The following is a 17,304-nucleotide window of genomic DNA, read 5'->3' on the forward strand; positions in this document are numbered from 1 at the left end:
CCAGATCGAAGGTACCTCGGTACGTCCACTTGCGCGTCATGCGGCCGTAACCGCTCGTCCGCCAACAGATCGCAAGTCAAGACCTGGCAATGAGTCGGAAGTTGGTGTTTTCACTTCCCGAACGAGTCAACGCCCGTAGACCCCCTAAAGTGCTCATGTGAGCGGCGCTCCGTACGTGTGAGTTCACATCGTGAACGATCAAAGGGTGGCACTCAGTGCCACCCTTTGGAGAAGTGCAGTTGCCCAAGATCCGCTCATCTGAGCGCAACCCTTATCAAGGGTGGCAAGAATCACGCCGATTCGAGCGGCCAGATTTCACCATGCGGACGCGTACGCGGACCGTAACGCGGATGTCACACACCGATCCGCACCCACACCTCACACGCCCATCGCCAGCAGTCGCTCCTCCGCCCGCTCGGGCGCGTACAGGTGCTCCACCACCAGCAGCCCCGCCCCCACCAGGCCCGCCCGGTCCCCGAGCCGTGAGGTGACCACGTCCAGGTGGGCGGTGGAGCGGGGCAGGGCGCGCTGGTAGAGCAGCTCGCGTACGCCCGTGAGGAACGGAGTTCCGGCCAGGTCCCCGGCGATCATCAGCACTCCGGGGTTGAGCAGCGTCACCACGGTCGCCAGTACGTCGCCGACCTGTCGCCCGGCGTCCCGCGCGAGCGCCGCCGCCCCCGGGTGCCCGGCGGTCAGCAGATCCCGCACATCCGAGCCGGAGGAAGCCGGCACGCCGGTCTCCGCGAGCCGCCGCGCCACGGCACCGCCACTGGCGATGGCGGCGAGACAGCCGTACGAACCGCACTTGCACAAGGCGTCGGCGCCCTCCGGGACTCGTATGTGCCCGATGTCCCCGGCGCCTCCGTCCATGCCCCGGTAGATGGTGCCGTCGACGACGACGCCCGCGCCGATGCCGGTGGAGACCTTGATCAGGACGAAGGCCGAGCAGTCCGGGTGGCCGGTGCGCTGTTCGCCGTACGCCATGAGGTTGGCGTCGTTGTCCACAAGTACGGGGACGGATTCGGCGCCCGTGTGCTCGGCGAAGGAGCGGGCCAGTCGGGTTCTTATGTCGTAGCCGTCCCAGCCGGGCATCATCGGCGGCTGGACCACGCGGCCGGTGTCGCTGTCGACCGGTCCTGGCACGGAGAGCCCGATCCCGCACACCTCGTGCGCCCGGTGCCCGGCCTTCTCCAGCAGCTCGCCGAACCAGCGGCCGAGTTCGCCGAGCACCGCGTCCGGGCCGTCCTCGATGAGCAGCGAGCCCGTGTGCTCGGCCAGCAGCTCGCCGGTGAGGGAGAGGACCGCGGTGCGCGCGTGCCGGGTGTCGAGGTCGGCGGCGAGGACGACGGCATGTGAGTCATCGAACTCAAGTCGGACCGAGGGCCGGCCGCCGAGCGGCGAGTCCACCGGGCCCGCGGCGCCCTCGCGCAGCCAGCCCGCCCGGAAGAGCCGGTCAAGGCGCTGGCCGACCGTGGCCCGGGACAGGCCCGTGACCTGCTGCAAGGCACCGCGTGTGGTGGCCCGCCCGCTGCGCACCAACGCCAGCAGCTCGCCGGCGCTCGACTGGCTGCCCGCCCTTGTGGCCCGTCCTGCCATACCGGTCCTCCCGGCGTTCCCGGTCATGCACACCCTCTTGCGTTCCTCAACTCTGCATTACATATTGAGTTTTGCGTGTTAAATAGACGTAACCCTACGGTAGCTACAGCCGAACTGGCCGGACATACGTCTTCGTGGAGACCCGAGTGAACCGCTCGACCCAGCTCACAGCCCGCCGCACCGGACATCCGGAGCCCGTACGCACCTCGACCTCACCCCCATTTTCCGGCCACGGTGAGATCGGCCGTTCGGGGACGGCCGTATACGATCCGGGCCCCGCCTCGCGCTCGCTGCACCTGAGGGCCGCGCGCGTCCTGCACGACAACTGGACCGGGACGTCCACGGTGCCCTCGCGCGGCCTGTACCCCCACCAGTGGTCCTGGGACTCGGCGTTCATCGCGATCGGGCTGCGCCATCTGTCGCCGCTCAGGGCCCAGGTCGAGCTGGAGACGCTACTGGACGCGCAGTGGGGCGACGGCCGGATTCCGCACATCGTCTTCAACCCCTCCGTCCCGCTCGACGCGTACTTCCCGAGCCCCGACTTCTGGCGCTCCTCCACCGCGGGACGCGCCGCGGGCGCCCCGCGCACCGTACAGACGTCCGGCATCGTGCAGCCACCGGTGCACGCGCTCGCCGCCTGGCTGGTGCACGTCGCCGACCCGGGCCTGTCGCGGGCCCGCGGCTTCCTGTCCCGCCTGTATCCGCGGCTCGCGGCCTGGCACCGCTATCTGCTGCACCGCCGGGACCTGGGCGGCGGGGGCCTGGCCTCCGTGGTCCACCCGTGGGAGCAGGGCATGGACAACGCCCCGTCCTGGGACGCCCCGCTCAGCCGCGTCACGCCTGCCCCGCCCCGCACCTTCCGCCGCGCCGACCTGGACCACGGGGCCGCCTCGGACCGGCCGACGGATCTGGACTACGGGCGGTATGTGGCGCTCGCGAGCGACTACCGGGATCGTGAATACGTAGACGGTGAGGGTGAGTTCGCGGTCGAGGACCCGGCGTTCAACGCACTCCTGATCGCCTCCGAGTACGCGCTGGCCCGGATCGCCCAAGAGCTGGGCGCCACGGCCACGGCCCGCCGCGCGCGGGCGGAGCGGCTGACGGCGGCGCTGGTGGAGCGGCTGTGGGACCCGGCGGAGGGCATGTTCTTCTGCCGGGACGTACGGACCGGGGAACTCATCCCCGAGCGCGGCGTGGCCGGACTCGTCCCGCTGCTCCTGCCCGCCCTGCCCCGCGAGATCGCCGACAGTCTCGTACGGACCCTGCGCGGCCCGCACTTCGGGCTCGGCGGCGCCACCCGGCTCGTACCGAGTTACGACCTGACCGGCGAGGCCTTCGATCCGCACCGGTACTGGCGGGGCCCGGCCTGGTTCAACACCAACTGGATGCTGGAGCGCGGCCTGAGGCTGCACGGGGAGCAGGCCCTCGCGGGCAGCCTGCGGGCCGCACTGCTCGACACGGCGGGCGAGTCCGGATTCGCGGAGTACGTGACCCCGTACAGCGGCAAGGCCTGCGGAGCACTCGGCTTCAGCTGGACCGCCGCGCTGACCCTCGACCTGCTGCACGACCACGACCACCAGCACGACCACCAGCACGAGCCGGGCCCTTCACTGAGCGCGGCGCAGCACGTAAGCCATCACGTAGGCGAAGAGATCGGCAAGGGCGCCAAGGGAGGGGACCAGGTATGACGGACCGGCAGCATCTGCTCGTGCACGGTGGGACGTTCGCGGCCGTGGGCGACGGCGGGGACATCAGCGGAGTGCGCGGCAGCGGCTCCCCCGACGGGCTGTTCGTACGCGACGCCCGGCATCTGAGCCGCTGGCAGCTGACCGTCGACGGCGCGGTGCCCGAGGCACTGTCGCCGGTCGCGGACGGCGACTCGGCACGCTGCGTCCTCGTACCGCGCGGTGGCCGCCAGGAGCCGCCCGCGTACACCCTCTTCCGCGAACAGGCCGTCGCCGACGGCGCGTTCGTCGAGGCGCTGCGCGTCACCAGCAACCGCCCAGTGCCGACGACGGTCCGGATCGCGGTCACCGCGGACGTCGACTTCTCGGACCAGTTCGAGCTGCGCTCCGACCACCGTACGTACGCGAAGATCGGCGCCGTCCGCTCCCGCGAAATCCTGGACGACGGCGTCGAGTTCAGCTACCGGCGCGGCGAGTGGCGTTCCTGTACGACGGTCACCGCCGAGCCCGCCCCTGACAGCGTCGAGGAGACGGGCACGGGCGCCCGCCGCCTGGTCTGGGCCCTCGACCTGGAACCGCACGGTTCCGCAGAGCTGGCCCTGAGGGTCGCGGCCCACCCGCACGGCACACCGCACCCGGAGGTGCCCGCCTCCCCGTCCGCCGTGAACGAGCAAGTCCGCGCGCTGGAGGACGAGTTCACCGAGGGCGTGCCCTTCCCGACGGGCTGGCCAGAACTGTCCGCGGCCTGCGCGCGGGGCCTCGCCGACCTGGCCGTCCTCCAGGTTCCGGCAACGGGCCCCGACGGAGAGGAACTTCGCGTCCCGGCGGCCGGAGTCCCCTGGTTCCTGACGCTGCTCGGTCGGGACGCGCTCCTCACCTCCCTCTTCGCCCTCCCCTACCGCCCCCAGCTCGCCGCCGCCACCCTGCCCGCACTCGCCGCGGCCCAGGCGACCGCGACCGGCACCGGGGCGGTGGCCCAGCCGGGCAAGATCGTGCACGAGGTACGGCACGGGGAGCTGGCGCACTTCGGACAGGTGCCGTACGGGCGTTACTACGGCTCGGTCGACGCCACGCCGCTCTTCCTTGTGCTGCTCGGCGCGTACGTCGAGCAGACCGGCGATGTCGCCACGGCCCGCCGCCTCGAGCCGCACGCCCGTGCAGCGATCGGCTGGATGCTGGACCACGGCGGCCTCACCTCGCGCGGCTACCTCGTCTACCGCGCCGACGAGGGCGGCCTCGCCAACCAGAACTGGAAGGACTCCCCCGGCGCCATCTGCTCCGCCGACGGCAGCCGCGCCACCGGCCCGGTGATGGCCGCGGGTGCGCAGGGGTACGCGTACGACGCCCTGCGCCGCACCGCGCACCTGTCGCGCACGGTGTGGGAGGACGAGGTGTACGCGGCGTTGCTGGAGCAGGCGGCGGGCGACCTCCGCGACCGCTTCCAGCGGGACTTCTGGATGCCCGAACGCGCCTTCCCCGCGCTGGCGTTGGACGGCGACGGCAACCAGGTGGACGCGCTCGCCTCCGACGCCGGGCATCTGCTGTGGTCGGGGCTGCTGGACAAGGAGTACGGGGAGTTGGTGGGGCGGCGGTTGCTGGAGCCGGACTTCTTCTCCGGGTGGGGGGTACGGACGGTGGCCTCCGGCCAGGCTGCGTACCACCCGCTGTCGTACCACCGAGGGTCGGTCTGGCCGCATGACAACGCGTTGATCACGCTGGGGTTGGCGCGGTACGGGCTCCATGACGAGGCCCGGACGGTCGCGCATGCGCTGGTGGACGCGGCGACGGCCTCCGGGAGCCGGCTCCCGGAAGTCCTCGCGGGCTATGGCCGCGACACCCACGGGGAGCCGGTGCCGTATCCGCACGCGTGCGTGCGGGAGTCTCGGTCAGCTGCGGCTCCTTTGGCCTTGCTGACGGCTGTGGGCGGTGCCTAATAGCTCGGGGCTGCGGGTTGGTTCGCGGGTGCGGGTGCGTTGTGGCTGGTCGCGCAGTTCCCCGCGCCCCTAAAGGGGCGCAGCCCCGAGTCAAGGGCGGCCCAGGGCCCGGTATTCCCAGCCGGCCGCGCGCCACTGGGCTGGGTTCAGGGCATGGCGGCCGTCGACTATGCGGCGGTGGGACACCACGGCGGCCATGGCGTGCGGGTCGATCTCGCGGAACTGGGTCCACTCGGTGAGCAGGACCACCACGTCCGCTCCGGCGGCGGCCGTGAGGGCGTCGGAGCCGTAGGTCAGTTCCGGGAAGGTGCGGCGGGCGTTCTCCGTGGCCGCCGGGTCGACGACCGTGACGTGGGCGCCCGCTTGGTGCAGGGTCCGGGCCACGTCCAGGGCGGGGGCGTCGCGGATGTCGTCCGAGTTGGGTTTGAACGCGGCGCCGAGGGCGGTGATGCGGGCGCCGGCCAGGTTGCCGCCGACGAGTTCGCGGACCAGGTCGACGGTGCGGGCCCGGCGGCGCTTGTTGATGGCGTCCACCTCGCGCAGGAAGGCGACGGCCTGGCCGACGCCCAGTTCCTCGGCACGGTGGCTGAAGGCGCGGATGTCCTTGGGCAGGCAGCCTCCGCCGAAGCCCAGGCCCGGCTTGAGGAAGCGTCCGCCGATCCGGTCGTCGTAGGAGAGTGCCTCGGCGAGGCCCGTCACATCGGCGCCGGTGGCCTCGCAGACCTCGGCCATGGCGTTGATGTACGAGATCTTGGTGGCGAGGAAGGAGTTGGCGGCGACCTTGACCAGTTCGGCCGTGCTGAGGTCGGTGACGACCACCGGGGTGTCGCGGGCGATGACGGGGGCGAACGCGGCCCTCAGCCGTTCCTCGGCCCATGCCGACTCCGTGCCGAAGACCAGCCGGTCGGGGCGCAGGGTGTCGTCGATGGCGTAGCCCTCGCGCAGGAACTCCGGATTCCAGGCCAGTTCGACGTCGGTTCCCGCGGGGGCGAGCCGCTGCACCAGTTCCGTCAGCCGGGCCGCGGTGCCCACCGGCACCGTGGACTTGCCGACCACCAGCGTGCGGCGGCGCAAGTGCCCCGCGAGTTCGGTCACCGCGCTGTCGACGTAGCGCAGGTCCGCCGCGTCGGAGCCCTTCTGCTGGGGGGTGCCGACGCAGAGGAAATGGACATCGCCGAAGTCACCGGCCTCGGCGAAGTTGGTCGTGAAGCGCAGTCGGCCGGAGTCCAGAGCCTTGGCCAGCAGTTCGGGCAGGCCCGGCTCGAAGAAGGGGACCCGACCCGAGTTCAGCCACTCGACCTTGACCGGGTCGACGTCCACGCCCAGGACCTCGTAGCCGAGGACGGCCATGCAGATGGCGTGCGTGGCGCCGAGATAGCCGGTACCGATGACGGTGAGTCGGGGGACGGGGGCGTCGGAGACGTCGAGTACGGCGGCCATGTCGGCGTCGGGTCTCAGGGCGCTGTCCGGCCTCGGGTCGGTGGCGAGGGTCATGGCGTGCTCCTTGTGAAAGGTGAGGGTGTGCTCGCTTTGGGGATGGGTGGGCCGGCACAGGGGCCCTTTGGCCGGAAGCTGAGGTGGCTCCTCGGGCCCTGCGTGGAAGCGGTGTGTGGTTGTTCTGTTGTGGCGTTGCGCGGTGTGCCCGGGTGCAGGGACGGAGCACTGGACGGCGCGTGGAGACAGGGCCGGCCCGGGGGACGGCGTGCGGCCGGCTCGGGGTCGCCGTAGGCCGGTCAGGAACGGGCGCAGTCGACGTTGGCCAGGCCCTCGGCCGCCCCTTCCGCCTTGTTGTCGCAGGCGACCTTGTTGCCCTCGACGGGGGTGAGCTTGAAGCCGTAGCCGGGTCCGTTCACATCCGCGGTGTTGCCCTTGAACGTGTTGTCGGTGCCCCAGCCGTCGATGATCTCGTGGGTCTGGAAGCCGTCCTGGAGTGCGTTGCGGCCGGTGTTGCCCTGGATCAGCCAGCCGTTGCCCTTGACGTCGACCCAGGAGTCGTTGTGGGAGCCGCTCAGGAGTGAGCCGTCGAAGGTGTTGCCGATGACCTTGCCGTCGCTGGTGCCCTCCTTGATGTCGATGGACTCGGCGGTCGTGGCGCTGATGTCGTTGCCGCTGATCATGTTGCGGTTGCTCGCGTCGGGCTTGCAGTCCGAGACGGTGCACCAGTTGGACTCGGCGGAGCCGATGTAGACGCCCTCGCCGAACTTCTCCTTGCGCTTGCCGGTGTCGCGGACGGTGTTGTTCAGCACGAGGTTGTCGGTGCTGAAGTTCCGCAGGTGGATGGCCTCGTCGCCGATCTGCTCGACGGTGAGGCCCTGGATGACCGAGCCCTGCACACGGTCGGCCATCACACCCTTCTGGCTGTTGCGGACGGTGAAGCCGACCAGACGCCAGTGGCTGGCGCCGTCCAGGTGGAAGCCGTAGTCGCCGTCGGTGCCACCGCCGTCGATCACCGCGCCGGGGCCGCCACAGACGTAGACCGGCCGGTCCGCGGTGCCCGGGGTGGTGGCCTTGAAGCGGCCCTCGTACGTGCCGTCGGCGAGCCGGATGCTGTCCCCGGGCCCGGCGTCGGCCAGGGCCTGCTCCAGCGAGGCGGCGTCGTTCACCGTGGCGGTGGCCGCCGGGCAGCTGACCTCCTTGGCGGACGCGGTGCCACCGCCGGACGTCGCGCCCGGGGCGGACCCGGTGGCGGGGGTGGTGGACGGCGCGGACGGTTCGGCGGTGTCCGTAGGTGCGTCGTCCGTCGAGGCGGTCGGCTTGCGGGTGGTCGAAGTGGGGCCGACCGCACCGGTGGCCCCGGCCGTGTCCGGGGTGGCCGAGTCCCCGCCGGAGGTCAGGGCCACGATGAGGGCGATCACGGAGCAGATGAACGCCCCCGTCGCCAGCCACAGCACGCGGTTACCACTGGTCATTGGTCATCACCGGAACCCGGTTGTGGGGGTTGTGTGCGGCCAGGTGGATCTCCGTGGGCGGAGGGGCCGGCAGGGTCTGCTTGTCGGCGTAGGGGTGGACGCGTCCGCGGCGGCCTCGTCCCCGGCTTGCGTGGCGTCGCTGCCCCATCACCGCCGACAGGAGGATGAGCAGCAGGATGAAGGTCCACAGCAGGGTCATCGGGCTGGCGTAGTGCCGGAACTTGGTCCAGAAGGAACTGGTGTCGTGCCAGGCGAAGGTCTGGTTCTTCTTGATGTCCGTGTCGCCGCCCGCGCGGACGGTGTCCAGGGCGCTCGGCCCGACGCCGGCGATGACGTTGTACGAGATCGTCGAGCCGCCGACGCCGCCCACCATGGAGACGCCGTGGTTGGTGGCGTCCTGGATGGTGTTGCCGCGCACTTCGGCGACCGAGTCGCGGATGTAGACGCCGGTGTCGGCGTTCTCGACGATGTTGCCGGTGACCTGCGCCGCCGTCACGCCGTCGCGTATCGAGATGCCCTGCCGGATCTGGCCCTTCAGACGGTTCCCGGTGATCGCCACCTTCGCGGCGTCCTTGCGGGCGACGATGCCCATGTCACCGCCGCGGACGTTGTTGTTCTGCACGCCGACGTCCACCCCGCCGAGGATCTCGATGCCGTAGCGGCCGTTGTCCTCGGCGGTGCTGTTGGAGACCGAGTTGTTGCCGTAGCTGCTGATGGACTCGCCGGAGGCGGAGGGACCGCTCGCCAGGGGCCGGCCGCTGAGGATGAAACCGTTGCCGCCGTTGTCCCGCGCGGTGGATCCGGTGATCTTGACCTGCTGGGTGGCGCGGGCGAGGACGAAGCCGTTGCCGCCGTTGTCCTTGGAGGTGGTCCGTTCGACGTCGGCGTTGGTGACGTAGCGGTGCAGTACGAGGCCGTCCTGGAAGCTCTTCAGCACCTTGGTGTCGGTGATGCTGACCCCGGTGGCGCCGGAGACGAACAGTCCGTAGGTGTTGCCCGTGACCGTGGAGTGGTCGACCTCCGCCGACACATATGACATGTCGGGCACGGTGAACCTGCTGTCCGGTGTGGTCAGCTCGCCGGGCGGCTGGGCGAGCACTCCGCCGCTGCTGGGCGTCTCCTCCGCCTCCTCCTCCGCCTTGTCCGCGGCCTCCGCCCGCTCGCGCTGGTTGAGGTCGTCGCCGGTCGGGGTGTCCGGGCCGTCGATGTTCCCGGTGTCGGGGCGGTCGGTTCCGGTGAGGCTGAGGCCGCCGGTGCGGCCGCTCCAGAAGCCGAGGTTGCCGACGGTGGCGTACTTCATGTCGAACTGGCCGCCGATGGCGCGGATGTAGGCCCTGCCGTCCCGTACGTCGATGTCCGGCTTGTTGGTACGGGTGTCCCAGCTGCCGATCTTCATCTGCGCCTGTGCGGTGCCCTCCAGGGTCAGTCGGCCGCCGAAGGAGACGATGGAGACGAAGCCCTTGTTGCTGCTGGCCATCCGTATCGTCAGGCCGCCCGGGTTGGACAGTTTCAGCTTGGCGCCTGCGTTGAGGTAGAGGTTCTCGGTCAGCAGGTAGGACCCGTCGCGCTTGCGGACGAAGGTCTGCGGGGCGAGGGAGAGCAGGTCGGAGATGCTGTACGGCTTGGTGCGCCCGGTGAGGACCAGCGTGTAGCCGCTTCCGGTGTCCAGCCGGTACGGCTGCGACCACTTGGCGCCCTTGAGCGGGGCGACCGCGGCGACGGCGCGGACCTGGTCAAGCCGTTTGTCCTCGGCGGCGACCAGGGCCGCCTGGGTCTCGGACTCCTCGGGGGTGAACGCCTGTCCCTCGCCGTCGTCCGCGGCACCGGCACGGGCTCCGGCCAGGACACTCTCCGCGACGATCGTCTTCGGCGCGGCATGGGCGACGGGCGCGGACCCGAGGAGCGCAACGGCGACCAGGGGCAGGAAGGCGGCGGCTGCCGCCGTGCCACGCAGCGTTCGGAAGGCGTGAGCGGTTCGCAGGACGGGCTCCGGTGAGAATCGAGAGCGGTGTCCCGGCCCGCGGGCGGTCCGCTCTGTCTGAAGGTGTGCCTGGTGGCCTCGCCGAGGGTGTGCCTGATGGTCTCGCCGAGGGTGTGCCTGATGGAGTGTCACGGCTGGAACACCCCCTCGCGGCGGCCGCCGGCGGCGGGCGGCCGCTGGGGGCCGTTGCCCGAGAGGGACGCGGCGTTCTGGCCTTCTCCGCCGATGCTGTTGCTGGTGCGGGTCAGCCAACCCTGCTTGTTCATGGTGATGAAGGCCCACAGTTTGATCGGCAGGGAGATCATCACGACCACGAGGGCCAGCAGCGGCAGCACCAGCACATCCCGCGGATGTCTGCGCAAGTGCGAGTAGCCGCGGATACCGCGTCCCACGAAGAGCCAGATCAGGACCAGGACCACCCCGCGGCCGGTCAACTCCAGTCGGCTGAGCAGCAGATAGCCCAACGCCATGCCCATGGTCACAGGCGTCAGCAGGATCTGCAGCACGGTGATCTTGGTGACCAGCGGGACCCGCCACAGCCAGCCCTTGTAGATCGCCGTCAGATAGCAACGGTAGGAGTTGCGGCTCCAGCGCACCCGCTGCTTGACGAAGGCCCGGAACGAGGACGGGAACATGGACAGCGCCCGCGCGCTGCTCTGGTGCACGGTCTTGTACCCGGAGGCCAGTACCAGCCAGGTCAGCCGGCCGTCGTCACCGGCGACGCAACGCCGGCCGAGGAAGAACTCGTTCTCCAGGTTCTCCAGAACGGGGTCTATCGCGGCCTTGCGGTAGGCGGCCGTGCGGCCGGACAGACACGCGACGGCACCGGCGCGGCCCATGGCGGGCACGTAGTCGTAGTAGCGCAGGTTGACCAGCCAGTCGGCGATGCGCCGCCAGACGCTGCTCCGGCGCATGAAGACGTTCTGCTGGGTGCCGACTCCGCCGACCTTGGGGTCGGCGAAGGGCATCTGCACGGCGTCGAGCAGCCCCGGCTGCCAGCGGGTGTCCGAGTCGACCAGCACCACGAGTTCGCCACGCGCGGCCCGTATCCCCACACCCAGCGCGGACCGCTTGCCCCGGTGCTCGAACGCGAGCACCCGCACCCGCCGGTCCATCACCTCCGACAGCCTGCGGAGCACCTCGTGGTCCTCGATGTCGGGGACGATGATCACCTCGTCGGGTCCCTGGGCCAGCCAGGTCTCCAGACAGTCGAGCAGGATGTCCGGGTCCTCGCGGTAGGCGGGGACCACGACGGACACGGAGGTCCGGTAGTTGTTCACGACCGGCCTGGCGAAGCGGGAAAGGATCGCCCGGTAGAGCCAGAGCCCCCAGACGAATGCACCGGCGATGCCCAGCGGCATCACCTCACGCCACGACGTTTCCCCAACCGCCGCAACGGTCCATGACCAAAAAGCGTCGAAGTAGTCCGAGATCAACAGGTCCCCCCCAGGAACACACCAGGACCGAGCAAGATCCCAAAGGTGCGGTCTGCGCCATATATGGCGGGGACTCTAGAGGGGGATTCATCTTTTCTTCACAGCAGAAACACAAATGTCATCGAGTCACTGGGGTCTGGCGGGGCGAAGGCGGGTACCCGGGACCGGACTTGACGGCTGAAGAAGGGCTGTTTTCAGCCGCGTGTACATGACCTAATAGGTAGCCATATCCCGTTCCATACAGGGAAGTTACCTGCGGTAGCGGACATTGCGCCTGTTGCCGTGCATGCCGGGCGGGGCCAGCGAGAAGAAGGGCAGCATCCGAGGCGAATGTGATGTAAGTCACGGCAACGTAATCGTCATTGGTGGCCGCAGGGTTCGTCAGCACCTGACGCTCCGGCCGTCGGTCCGCCCGCGGCGATGCGCTGGAAAACGGCGAAGACACAGACAAACGGGACACCGATGAGAGTGGCGGCGGCCATCAGGGCGCACCAGGACGCTCCGCGACGGCCGACGAAGGCCCGTTACGGGTTGAACGGCAGGCCCCCGAACAACTCAGCCCCCGGACGTGTCCAACTCCGCGTCCTCGCCGACCCCCGCGCAGTCGTACGGGTCCTTCAGCCAACCGTCCGGCAGGACGACCCTGTTGTTGCCGGACGTACGGCCGCGGGGCCCGTCCGCGCCCGTCGGCCACGGCTGGTCGAGGTCCAACTCATCGAGCCCGGAACGGAGTTCGGCCAGGGACGACGTGATCGCAAGGCGCTTGCGCATTTCGGAGCCGACCGCGAAACCCTTCAGGTACCAGGCCACGTGCTTGCGGAAGTCGATGACTCCGCGCGTCTCGTCGCCGATCCACTCGCCGAGCAGGGTCGCGTGGCGGACCATGACCGCCGCCACCTCACGAAGCGTCGGACGAGCGCTGCATCCATCAGGGCCTCCGGCCCGGGCATCCGTACGGCCCTCGAACGCCGCCACCAGGTCCGCGAACAACCACGGCCGCCCAAGGCAACCCCGGCCGACAACCACCCCGTCGCAACCAGTCGCCCGTACCATCCGCAACGCGTCGTCGGCCGACCAGATGTCGCCGTTGCCGAGTACCGGGATCTCCGGTACGTGCTCCTTGAGGCGGGCGATCGCGTCCCAGTCCGCCGTGCCGCCGTAGTGCTGGGCGGCCGTGCGGCCGTGGAGGGCGATCGCCGTCACGCCCTCCTCCACGGCGATCCGGCCCGCGTCCAGGTACGTGATGTGGTCGTCGTCGATGCCCTTGCGCATCTTCATCGTGACCGGCAGGTCCCCGGCACCGCTCACCGCCTCGCGCAGGATCGCGCGCAGCAGGTGGCGCTTGTACGGGAGGGCCGAGCCGCCGCCCTTGCGCGTCACCTTCGGTACCGGGCAGCCGAAGTTGAGGTCGATGTGGTCGGCGAGGTCCTCCTCCGCGATCATGCGGACGGCCTTGCCGACGGTCGCCGGGTCGACCCCGTACAACTGGATCGAGCGCGGAGTCTCCGAGGCGTCGAAGTGGATCAGCTGCATGGTCTTCTCGTTGCGCTCGACCAGCGCCCGGGTCGTGATCATCTCGCTGACGAACAAGCCCTTGCCGCCGCTGAACTCCCTGCACAGCGTGCGGAACGGCGCGTTCGTGATCCCGGCCATGGGGGCGAGAACGACGGGCGGCCGCACCGGGTGCGGGCCGATCGACAGCGGGGAGTTCACGAGGGGTGTGGACGTGGGCATGCGACCCATTGTCCCGTACGCCGACGGGCACGAGCCACGGCCTTTCGACGATCGACCAGAGTCGTTAGTTAGGCGCACTACTGAAATCGGCGTACCCTGATGGAATGCCTGAGCTCAACCACCGCCGACGCATGCTGGTTCTCGCGATCTGCTGTATGAGCCTGCTGATCGTGAGCCTCGACAACACCGTGCTGAACGTCGCGCTGCCCTCGATGCAGAGGGAACTGCACGCGAGTACGGCCGGCCTCCAGTGGACGATCGACGCGTACACGCTGGTGCTCGCCTCGCTGCTGATGCTCGCGGGGTCGACGGCCGACCGTATCGGCCGCAAGCGGGTCTTCATGGCGGGGCTGATCGTCTTCACGATCGGCTCGGTGCTGTGTTCCCTCGCGCCGAACCTCGAATCGCTCATCGCCTTCCGGATGGTGCAGGCGGTGGGCGGTTCGATGCTCAACCCGGTCGCGATGTCGATCATCACCAACACGTTCACGGAGCCGCGCGAGCGCGCCCGCGCCATCGGGGTGTGGGGCGGTGTCGTCGGCATATCGATGGCGGCCGGCCCTCTGATCGGCGGCCTTCTCGTGGACTCGGTCGGCTGGCGCTCGATCTTCTGGATCAACCTCCCGGTGGGCCTGGTAGCGCTCCTGCTCACCCTCCGGTACGTCCCGGAGTCCCGCGCCCCGAAGGCCCGCCGCCCCGACCCGGTGGGCCAGCTCCTGGTGGTCACGCTGCTCGGCTCCCTGACGTACGCGATCATCGAGGCCCCCCACTCGAGCGCCCCCAAGGTCATCGCCTTCGGCGCCCTGGCCCTGGCCGCCCTGCTGAGCCTCCTGTGGTACGAGCCTCGCCGCGCCGAACCCCTCATCGACCTGCGCTTCTTCCGCTCGGCGCCGTTCAGCGGGGCCACGGTCGTGGCGATCAGCGCGTTCGCGGCGCTCGGCGGCTTCCTCTTCCTCTCGACGCTCTATCTGCAGAACGTACGCGGCCTGACCGCCCTGAACGCGGGCCTGTGGATGCTCCCCATGGCCGCCCTGACCTTCGTCTCCGCCCCGCTGTCCGGCCGCCTCGTCGGCAGCCGTGGCCCTCGGCTCTCCCTCCTCGTCGCCGGAGTGGCGATGACCGCGAGCGGAGTGCTCTTCGCCGCCTTCGAGGCCGAGACGTCGAACATCACGCTCGTCATCGGATATGTCCTCTTCGGCCTCGGCTTCGGCTTCGTCAACGCCCCCATCACCAACACCGCCGTCTCCGGCATGCCCCGCGCCCAGGCCGGCGTCGCCGCCGCGGTCGCCTCCACCAGCCGCCAGATCGGCCAGACGCTGGGCGTCGCCGTGATCGGCGCGGTACTGGCCGCGGGCGTCGGCTCGTCCTCGTACCGCGAGGTCTTCGTCTCGGCCGCCCGCCCCGGCTGGTGGATCATCGCGGCCTGCGGCCTCGCGGTCCTGGTCGTCGGCGCCCTGACGAGCGGCCGCTGGGCCCGCCGGACCGCCGAACGCACCGCGGAGCGGCTGGAGTCGGCGGAGGTCAAGGAACAGGCGGACGTACTGGCCTGACGTACGCCCTTACGCCCGCGCGAGGGCGATCGCATGCAGCTTCTCCAGGCGTTCGCGGGACTCGGCGTCGGCCGGTGCGAACGTCACCATGCGGGGGCCGTTGTGCGGGCCGAGCCACAAGTCGGTGTTGTCCACGGTGAGTTTACCGACGTGGGCGTTGGTGAACTGCTTGCGCTTGCTGCCGGCGCTGACGACCTCGTGCCGCTCCCAGATCTCGCGGAACTCCGGCGACTGATCGCGCAGCCGCTTGAGCAGCATCTTCCAGGCGGGCTCGGCGAGATGACCGGCCATTGAAGCGCGGAACTTGGCGGCCATGACCCGCATGGTCTCCTCCAGCCGCACGAGCGACGACTGCCAGTCCTCGTTCGTGAAGCAGAGGAGCATGCAGTTGCGGTCCTGAGGCGGGATGGCGTCGAGGTCACAGAACAGCAGCCCGTACGTGCGGTTGTGGGCGAGGATGTCGTACCGGCTGTTCTGGACGCAGGCCGGGATCGGATCCAGCTGTCGCAGGAGTGCGCGCTGGGCATCGGTGACCGATGCGCAGTGCGCGCCGGGTGCGGGGTCGACGGCCCCCGCCAGGTTGAAGAGGTGCGCGCGCTCGCTGGCGTCGAGCATCAGGGTGCGGGCGAGGGCGTCGAGGACCTGGACGGAGACCTGGATGTCCCGGGCCTGCTCGAGCCACGTGTACCAGGTGACGCCGACCGCGGAGAGCTGCGCGACCTCCTCGCGGCGCAGGCCGGGCGTGCGGCGCCGGGGCCCGCGCGGCAGACCGACCTGCTCGGGGGTGACGTGCTCGCGGCGGTGACGCAGAAACGCGGCGAGTTCGTGCCGCCGGATCACCGACTCCCGCGCTTCCCGAGCCCGGGGCGCCCCGGACTCCCGTACCGCCGCATCCTGGGCCATGGTCGTCATGCGACCAGCATGCCGTCGGCCGGATCCTGTTTCCAGGTACTCCTGGTACCAGGATGAGAAGACTCTGGTACCAGCCTGGGAGTTGGCCGACGCTGAGGTACGTGACCGAAACAGGAACTCTCGACAGCAGTGCCACCCGCTCCCCTGCCACCCCGCCCGTGCTCGGCGGCCTGGGACTCTTCACCGTGCTGCTCGGCGCGGCACTCCCCCTCATCGACTTCTTCATCGTCAACGTCGCCCTGCCGACCATCGCCCGGGACCTGTCCGCGAGCGAGGCGGTCCTGGAACTCGTCGTCGCCGGGTACGGAGTCTCGTACGCCGTCCTCCTCGTCCTCGGCGGACGGCTCGGCGACATGTTCGGCCGGCGTCGGCTCTTCCTCGTCGGCATGGCGGCCTTCGGGCTGACCTCGCTGGCGTGCGGCCTTGCGCCCACCGCCTGGACGCTGGTCGCGGCGCGCGTCGCGCAGGGTGCGGCAGCCGCGGCGATGCTGCCGCAGGTCCTCGCCACCATCCAGTCGGCGACGGAGGGCCCGCGCCGCGCCAAGGCCATGGGCCTGTACGGCGCGACGGCCGGGCTCTCCATGGTGGCCGGGCAGATCCTCGGCGGCATCCTGGTCGCGGCGAACATCGCCGGCACGGAATGGCGCTCGGTGTTCCTGGTGAACGTACCCGTGGTGCTGCTCGGCCTGGTCCTGGCCGCACGCGCCGTCCCCGAGACCCGCTCGCAGCACCCGGAGCCGGTGGACATCCCCGGCACGCTGCTGCTGGGCGCCTCGCTGCTGACCCTCCTCGCCCCGCTCACCGAGGGCCGGGCGGCGGGCTGGCCCCTGTGGACGTGGCTGGCGCTGGCGGCGTTCCCCTTCGCGGCGGCGGCCTTCTACCTCGTCGAGCGCCGGGAGGACCGCCAGGGCCGTACGCCCCTGGTGCCGCCGAGTCTGTTCGCGCTGACGTCGCTGCGCCGGGGCCTCGCCATGGTGGTGCCGTTCTCGATCGGCTTCAGTGGCTTCATGTTCGTGATCGCGGTGGCGCTGCAGCAGGGTGCCGGGCTCGGCCCGGTCCCGGCCGGACTGGCGCTGGCACCCATGGCGGTGGTCTTCTTCGCCGTCTCGCTCTGGGGCCCGCGGCTCGTCACCCGCTACGGCACGCGCGTCGTGACCGCCGGCGGCCTCGTCCAGGCGGTCGGCGTGGCCCTCATCGCCCTCGCCGCCTGGCGCTCCTGGCCGGACCTCGGCGTGGTGGAACTGCTGCCGGGCGCGGCCGTGGCCGGCGCGGGCCAGGCCCTCCAACTCCCCGTCATCTTCCGCGTCATCCTCTCCGAGGTCCCGCCCGCCCGTGGCGGAGTCGGCAGCGGCGTCATGATCACCGCCCAGCAGTCGGCCCTCGCCCTGGGCGTCGCCACCCTCGGCTCCCTCTTCCTGGCTCTGATCCCCGGCATGGGCATGCGAGACGCCCTGGTCACAACGCTGCTGGTCCAGCTGGCGGGCATCGCCCTGACGACCCTCCTGAGCCTGCGCCTGCCCCGTACGATCAGTTAGACCGCCGTGTTCGGGAATTCAACTCTCGTCAC

General features: G+C 70.4%; 11 protein-coding genes. 4 read left to right on the forward strand and 7 right to left on the reverse strand.

Going from position 1 to position 17,304, the window contains the following annotated elements:
* Positions 1-378: 378 nt before the first annotated feature.
* Positions 379-1,623, reverse strand: coding sequence for an ROK family protein (locus IEZ21_RS00385; protein ID WP_373302138.1), 1,245 nt, complete (start codon positions 1,621-1,623; stop codon positions 379-381).
* A gap of 119 nt (positions 1,624-1,742) precedes the next feature.
* On the opposite strand from IEZ21_RS00385, the gene IEZ21_RS00390 reads away from it, so the two are divergent.
* Both IEZ21_RS00390 and IEZ21_RS00395 read left to right on the forward strand, forming a co-directional pair.
* Entirely contained in the window at positions 1,743-3,284 is a 1,542-nt protein-coding gene (locus IEZ21_RS00390; RefSeq protein ID WP_189319898.1) for an MGH1-like glycoside hydrolase domain-containing protein, read from the forward strand.
* Entirely contained in the window at positions 3,281-5,215 is a 1,935-nt protein-coding gene (locus tag IEZ21_RS00395; RefSeq protein ID WP_189319899.1) for an amylo-alpha-1,6-glucosidase, read from the forward strand. Before IEZ21_RS00390 ends, IEZ21_RS00395 begins: the two co-directional genes overlap by 4 nt.
* 90 nt (positions 5,216-5,305) lie before the next feature.
* Here IEZ21_RS00395 and IEZ21_RS00400 read toward each other — a convergent pair whose 3' ends face one another.
* The 5 genes from IEZ21_RS00400 to dusB form a co-directional block, all read right to left on the reverse strand.
* On the reverse strand, positions 5,306-6,655 hold the full coding sequence (locus tag IEZ21_RS00400) for a UDP-glucose dehydrogenase family protein (RefSeq protein ID WP_189320340.1): 1,350 nt from the start codon (positions 6,653-6,655) through the stop codon (positions 5,306-5,308).
* 293 nt (positions 6,656-6,948) lie between these two features.
* Positions 6,949-8,124, reverse strand: coding sequence for a right-handed parallel beta-helix repeat-containing protein (locus IEZ21_RS00405; RefSeq protein WP_189319900.1), 1,176 nt, complete (start codon positions 8,122-8,124; stop codon positions 6,949-6,951).
* The gene (locus IEZ21_RS00410; RefSeq protein WP_246567172.1) at positions 8,111-10,237 is read right to left on the reverse strand and encodes a right-handed parallel beta-helix repeat-containing protein; all 2,127 of its coding nucleotides are present in this window, start codon (positions 10,235-10,237) and stop codon (positions 8,111-8,113) included. The genes IEZ21_RS00405 and IEZ21_RS00410 overlap by 14 nt, the downstream gene beginning before the upstream one ends.
* Positions 10,234-11,466, reverse strand: coding sequence for a glycosyltransferase family 2 protein (locus tag IEZ21_RS00415; protein WP_246567174.1), 1,233 nt, complete (start codon positions 11,464-11,466; stop codon positions 10,234-10,236). Before IEZ21_RS00415 ends, IEZ21_RS00410 begins: the two co-directional genes overlap by 4 nt.
* A gap of 630 nt (positions 11,467-12,096) precedes the next feature.
* A complete protein-coding gene (gene dusB, locus IEZ21_RS00420; protein ID WP_189319901.1) occupies positions 12,097-13,275 on the reverse strand; it encodes a tRNA dihydrouridine synthase DusB in 1,179 nt (392 codons plus the stop codon).
* A gap of 104 nt (positions 13,276-13,379) precedes the next feature.
* Between dusB and IEZ21_RS00425 the strand changes: the two genes are divergently transcribed.
* Positions 13,380-14,825 (forward strand): MFS transporter, encoded by a 1,446-nt coding sequence (locus IEZ21_RS00425; RefSeq protein WP_189319902.1) that lies wholly within the window; start codon positions 13,380-13,382, stop codon positions 14,823-14,825.
* Positions 14,826-14,834: 9 nt separating this feature from the next.
* Here IEZ21_RS00425 and IEZ21_RS00430 read toward each other — a convergent pair whose 3' ends face one another.
* Positions 14,835-15,728 carry a helix-turn-helix transcriptional regulator gene (locus tag IEZ21_RS00430; protein ID WP_373302161.1) on the reverse strand — a complete coding sequence of 298 codons (894 nt, stop codon included), beginning with the start codon at positions 15,726-15,728 and terminating at the stop codon, positions 14,835-14,837.
* A gap of 62 nt (positions 15,729-15,790) precedes the next feature.
* On the opposite strand from IEZ21_RS00430, the gene IEZ21_RS00435 reads away from it, so the two are divergent.
* On the forward strand, positions 15,791-17,272 hold the full coding sequence (locus IEZ21_RS00435) for an MFS transporter (protein ID WP_189319904.1): 1,482 nt from the start codon (positions 15,791-15,793) through the stop codon (positions 17,270-17,272).
* Positions 17,273-17,304 lie beyond the last annotated feature (32 nt).

The sequence above is a fragment of the Streptomyces flaveus genome, from assembly GCF_014647675.1.
Classification (GTDB): Bacteria; Actinomycetota; Actinomycetes; order Streptomycetales; family Streptomycetaceae; genus Streptomyces; species Streptomyces flaveus.

Bases quoted from the DNA above. Each gene is read 5' to 3' on its own strand.
- IEZ21_RS00385 (WP_373302138.1), bottom strand. From the start codon at position 1,623: ATGACCGGGAACGCCGGGAGGACCGGTATGGCAGGACGGGCCACAAGG.
- IEZ21_RS00395 (WP_189319899.1), top strand. From the start codon at position 3,281: ATGACGGACCGGCAGCATCTGCTCGTGCACGGTGGGACGTTCGCGGCC.
- IEZ21_RS00400 (WP_189320340.1), bottom strand. From the start codon at position 6,655: ATGGCCGCCGTACTCGACGTCTCCGACGCCCCCGTCCCCCGACTCACC.
- IEZ21_RS00405 (WP_189319900.1), bottom strand. From the start codon at position 8,124: ATGACCAGTGGTAACCGCGTGCTGTGGCTGGCGACGGGGGCGTTCATC.
- IEZ21_RS00415 (WP_246567174.1), bottom strand. From the start codon at position 11,466: ATGCCGCTGGGCATCGCCGGTGCATTCGTCTGGGGGCTCTGGCTCTAC.
- dusB (WP_189319901.1), bottom strand. From the start codon at position 13,275: ATGCCCACGTCCACACCCCTCGTGAACTCCCCGCTGTCGATCGGCCCG.
- IEZ21_RS00425 (WP_189319902.1), top strand. From the start codon at position 13,380: ATGCCTGAGCTCAACCACCGCCGACGCATGCTGGTTCTCGCGATCTGC.
- IEZ21_RS00430 (WP_373302161.1), bottom strand. From the start codon at position 15,728: ATGGCCCAGGATGCGGCGGTACGGGAGTCCGGGGCGCCCCGGGCTCGG.
- IEZ21_RS00435 (WP_189319904.1), top strand. From the start codon at position 15,791: ATGAGAAGACTCTGGTACCAGCCTGGGAGTTGGCCGACGCTGAGGTAC.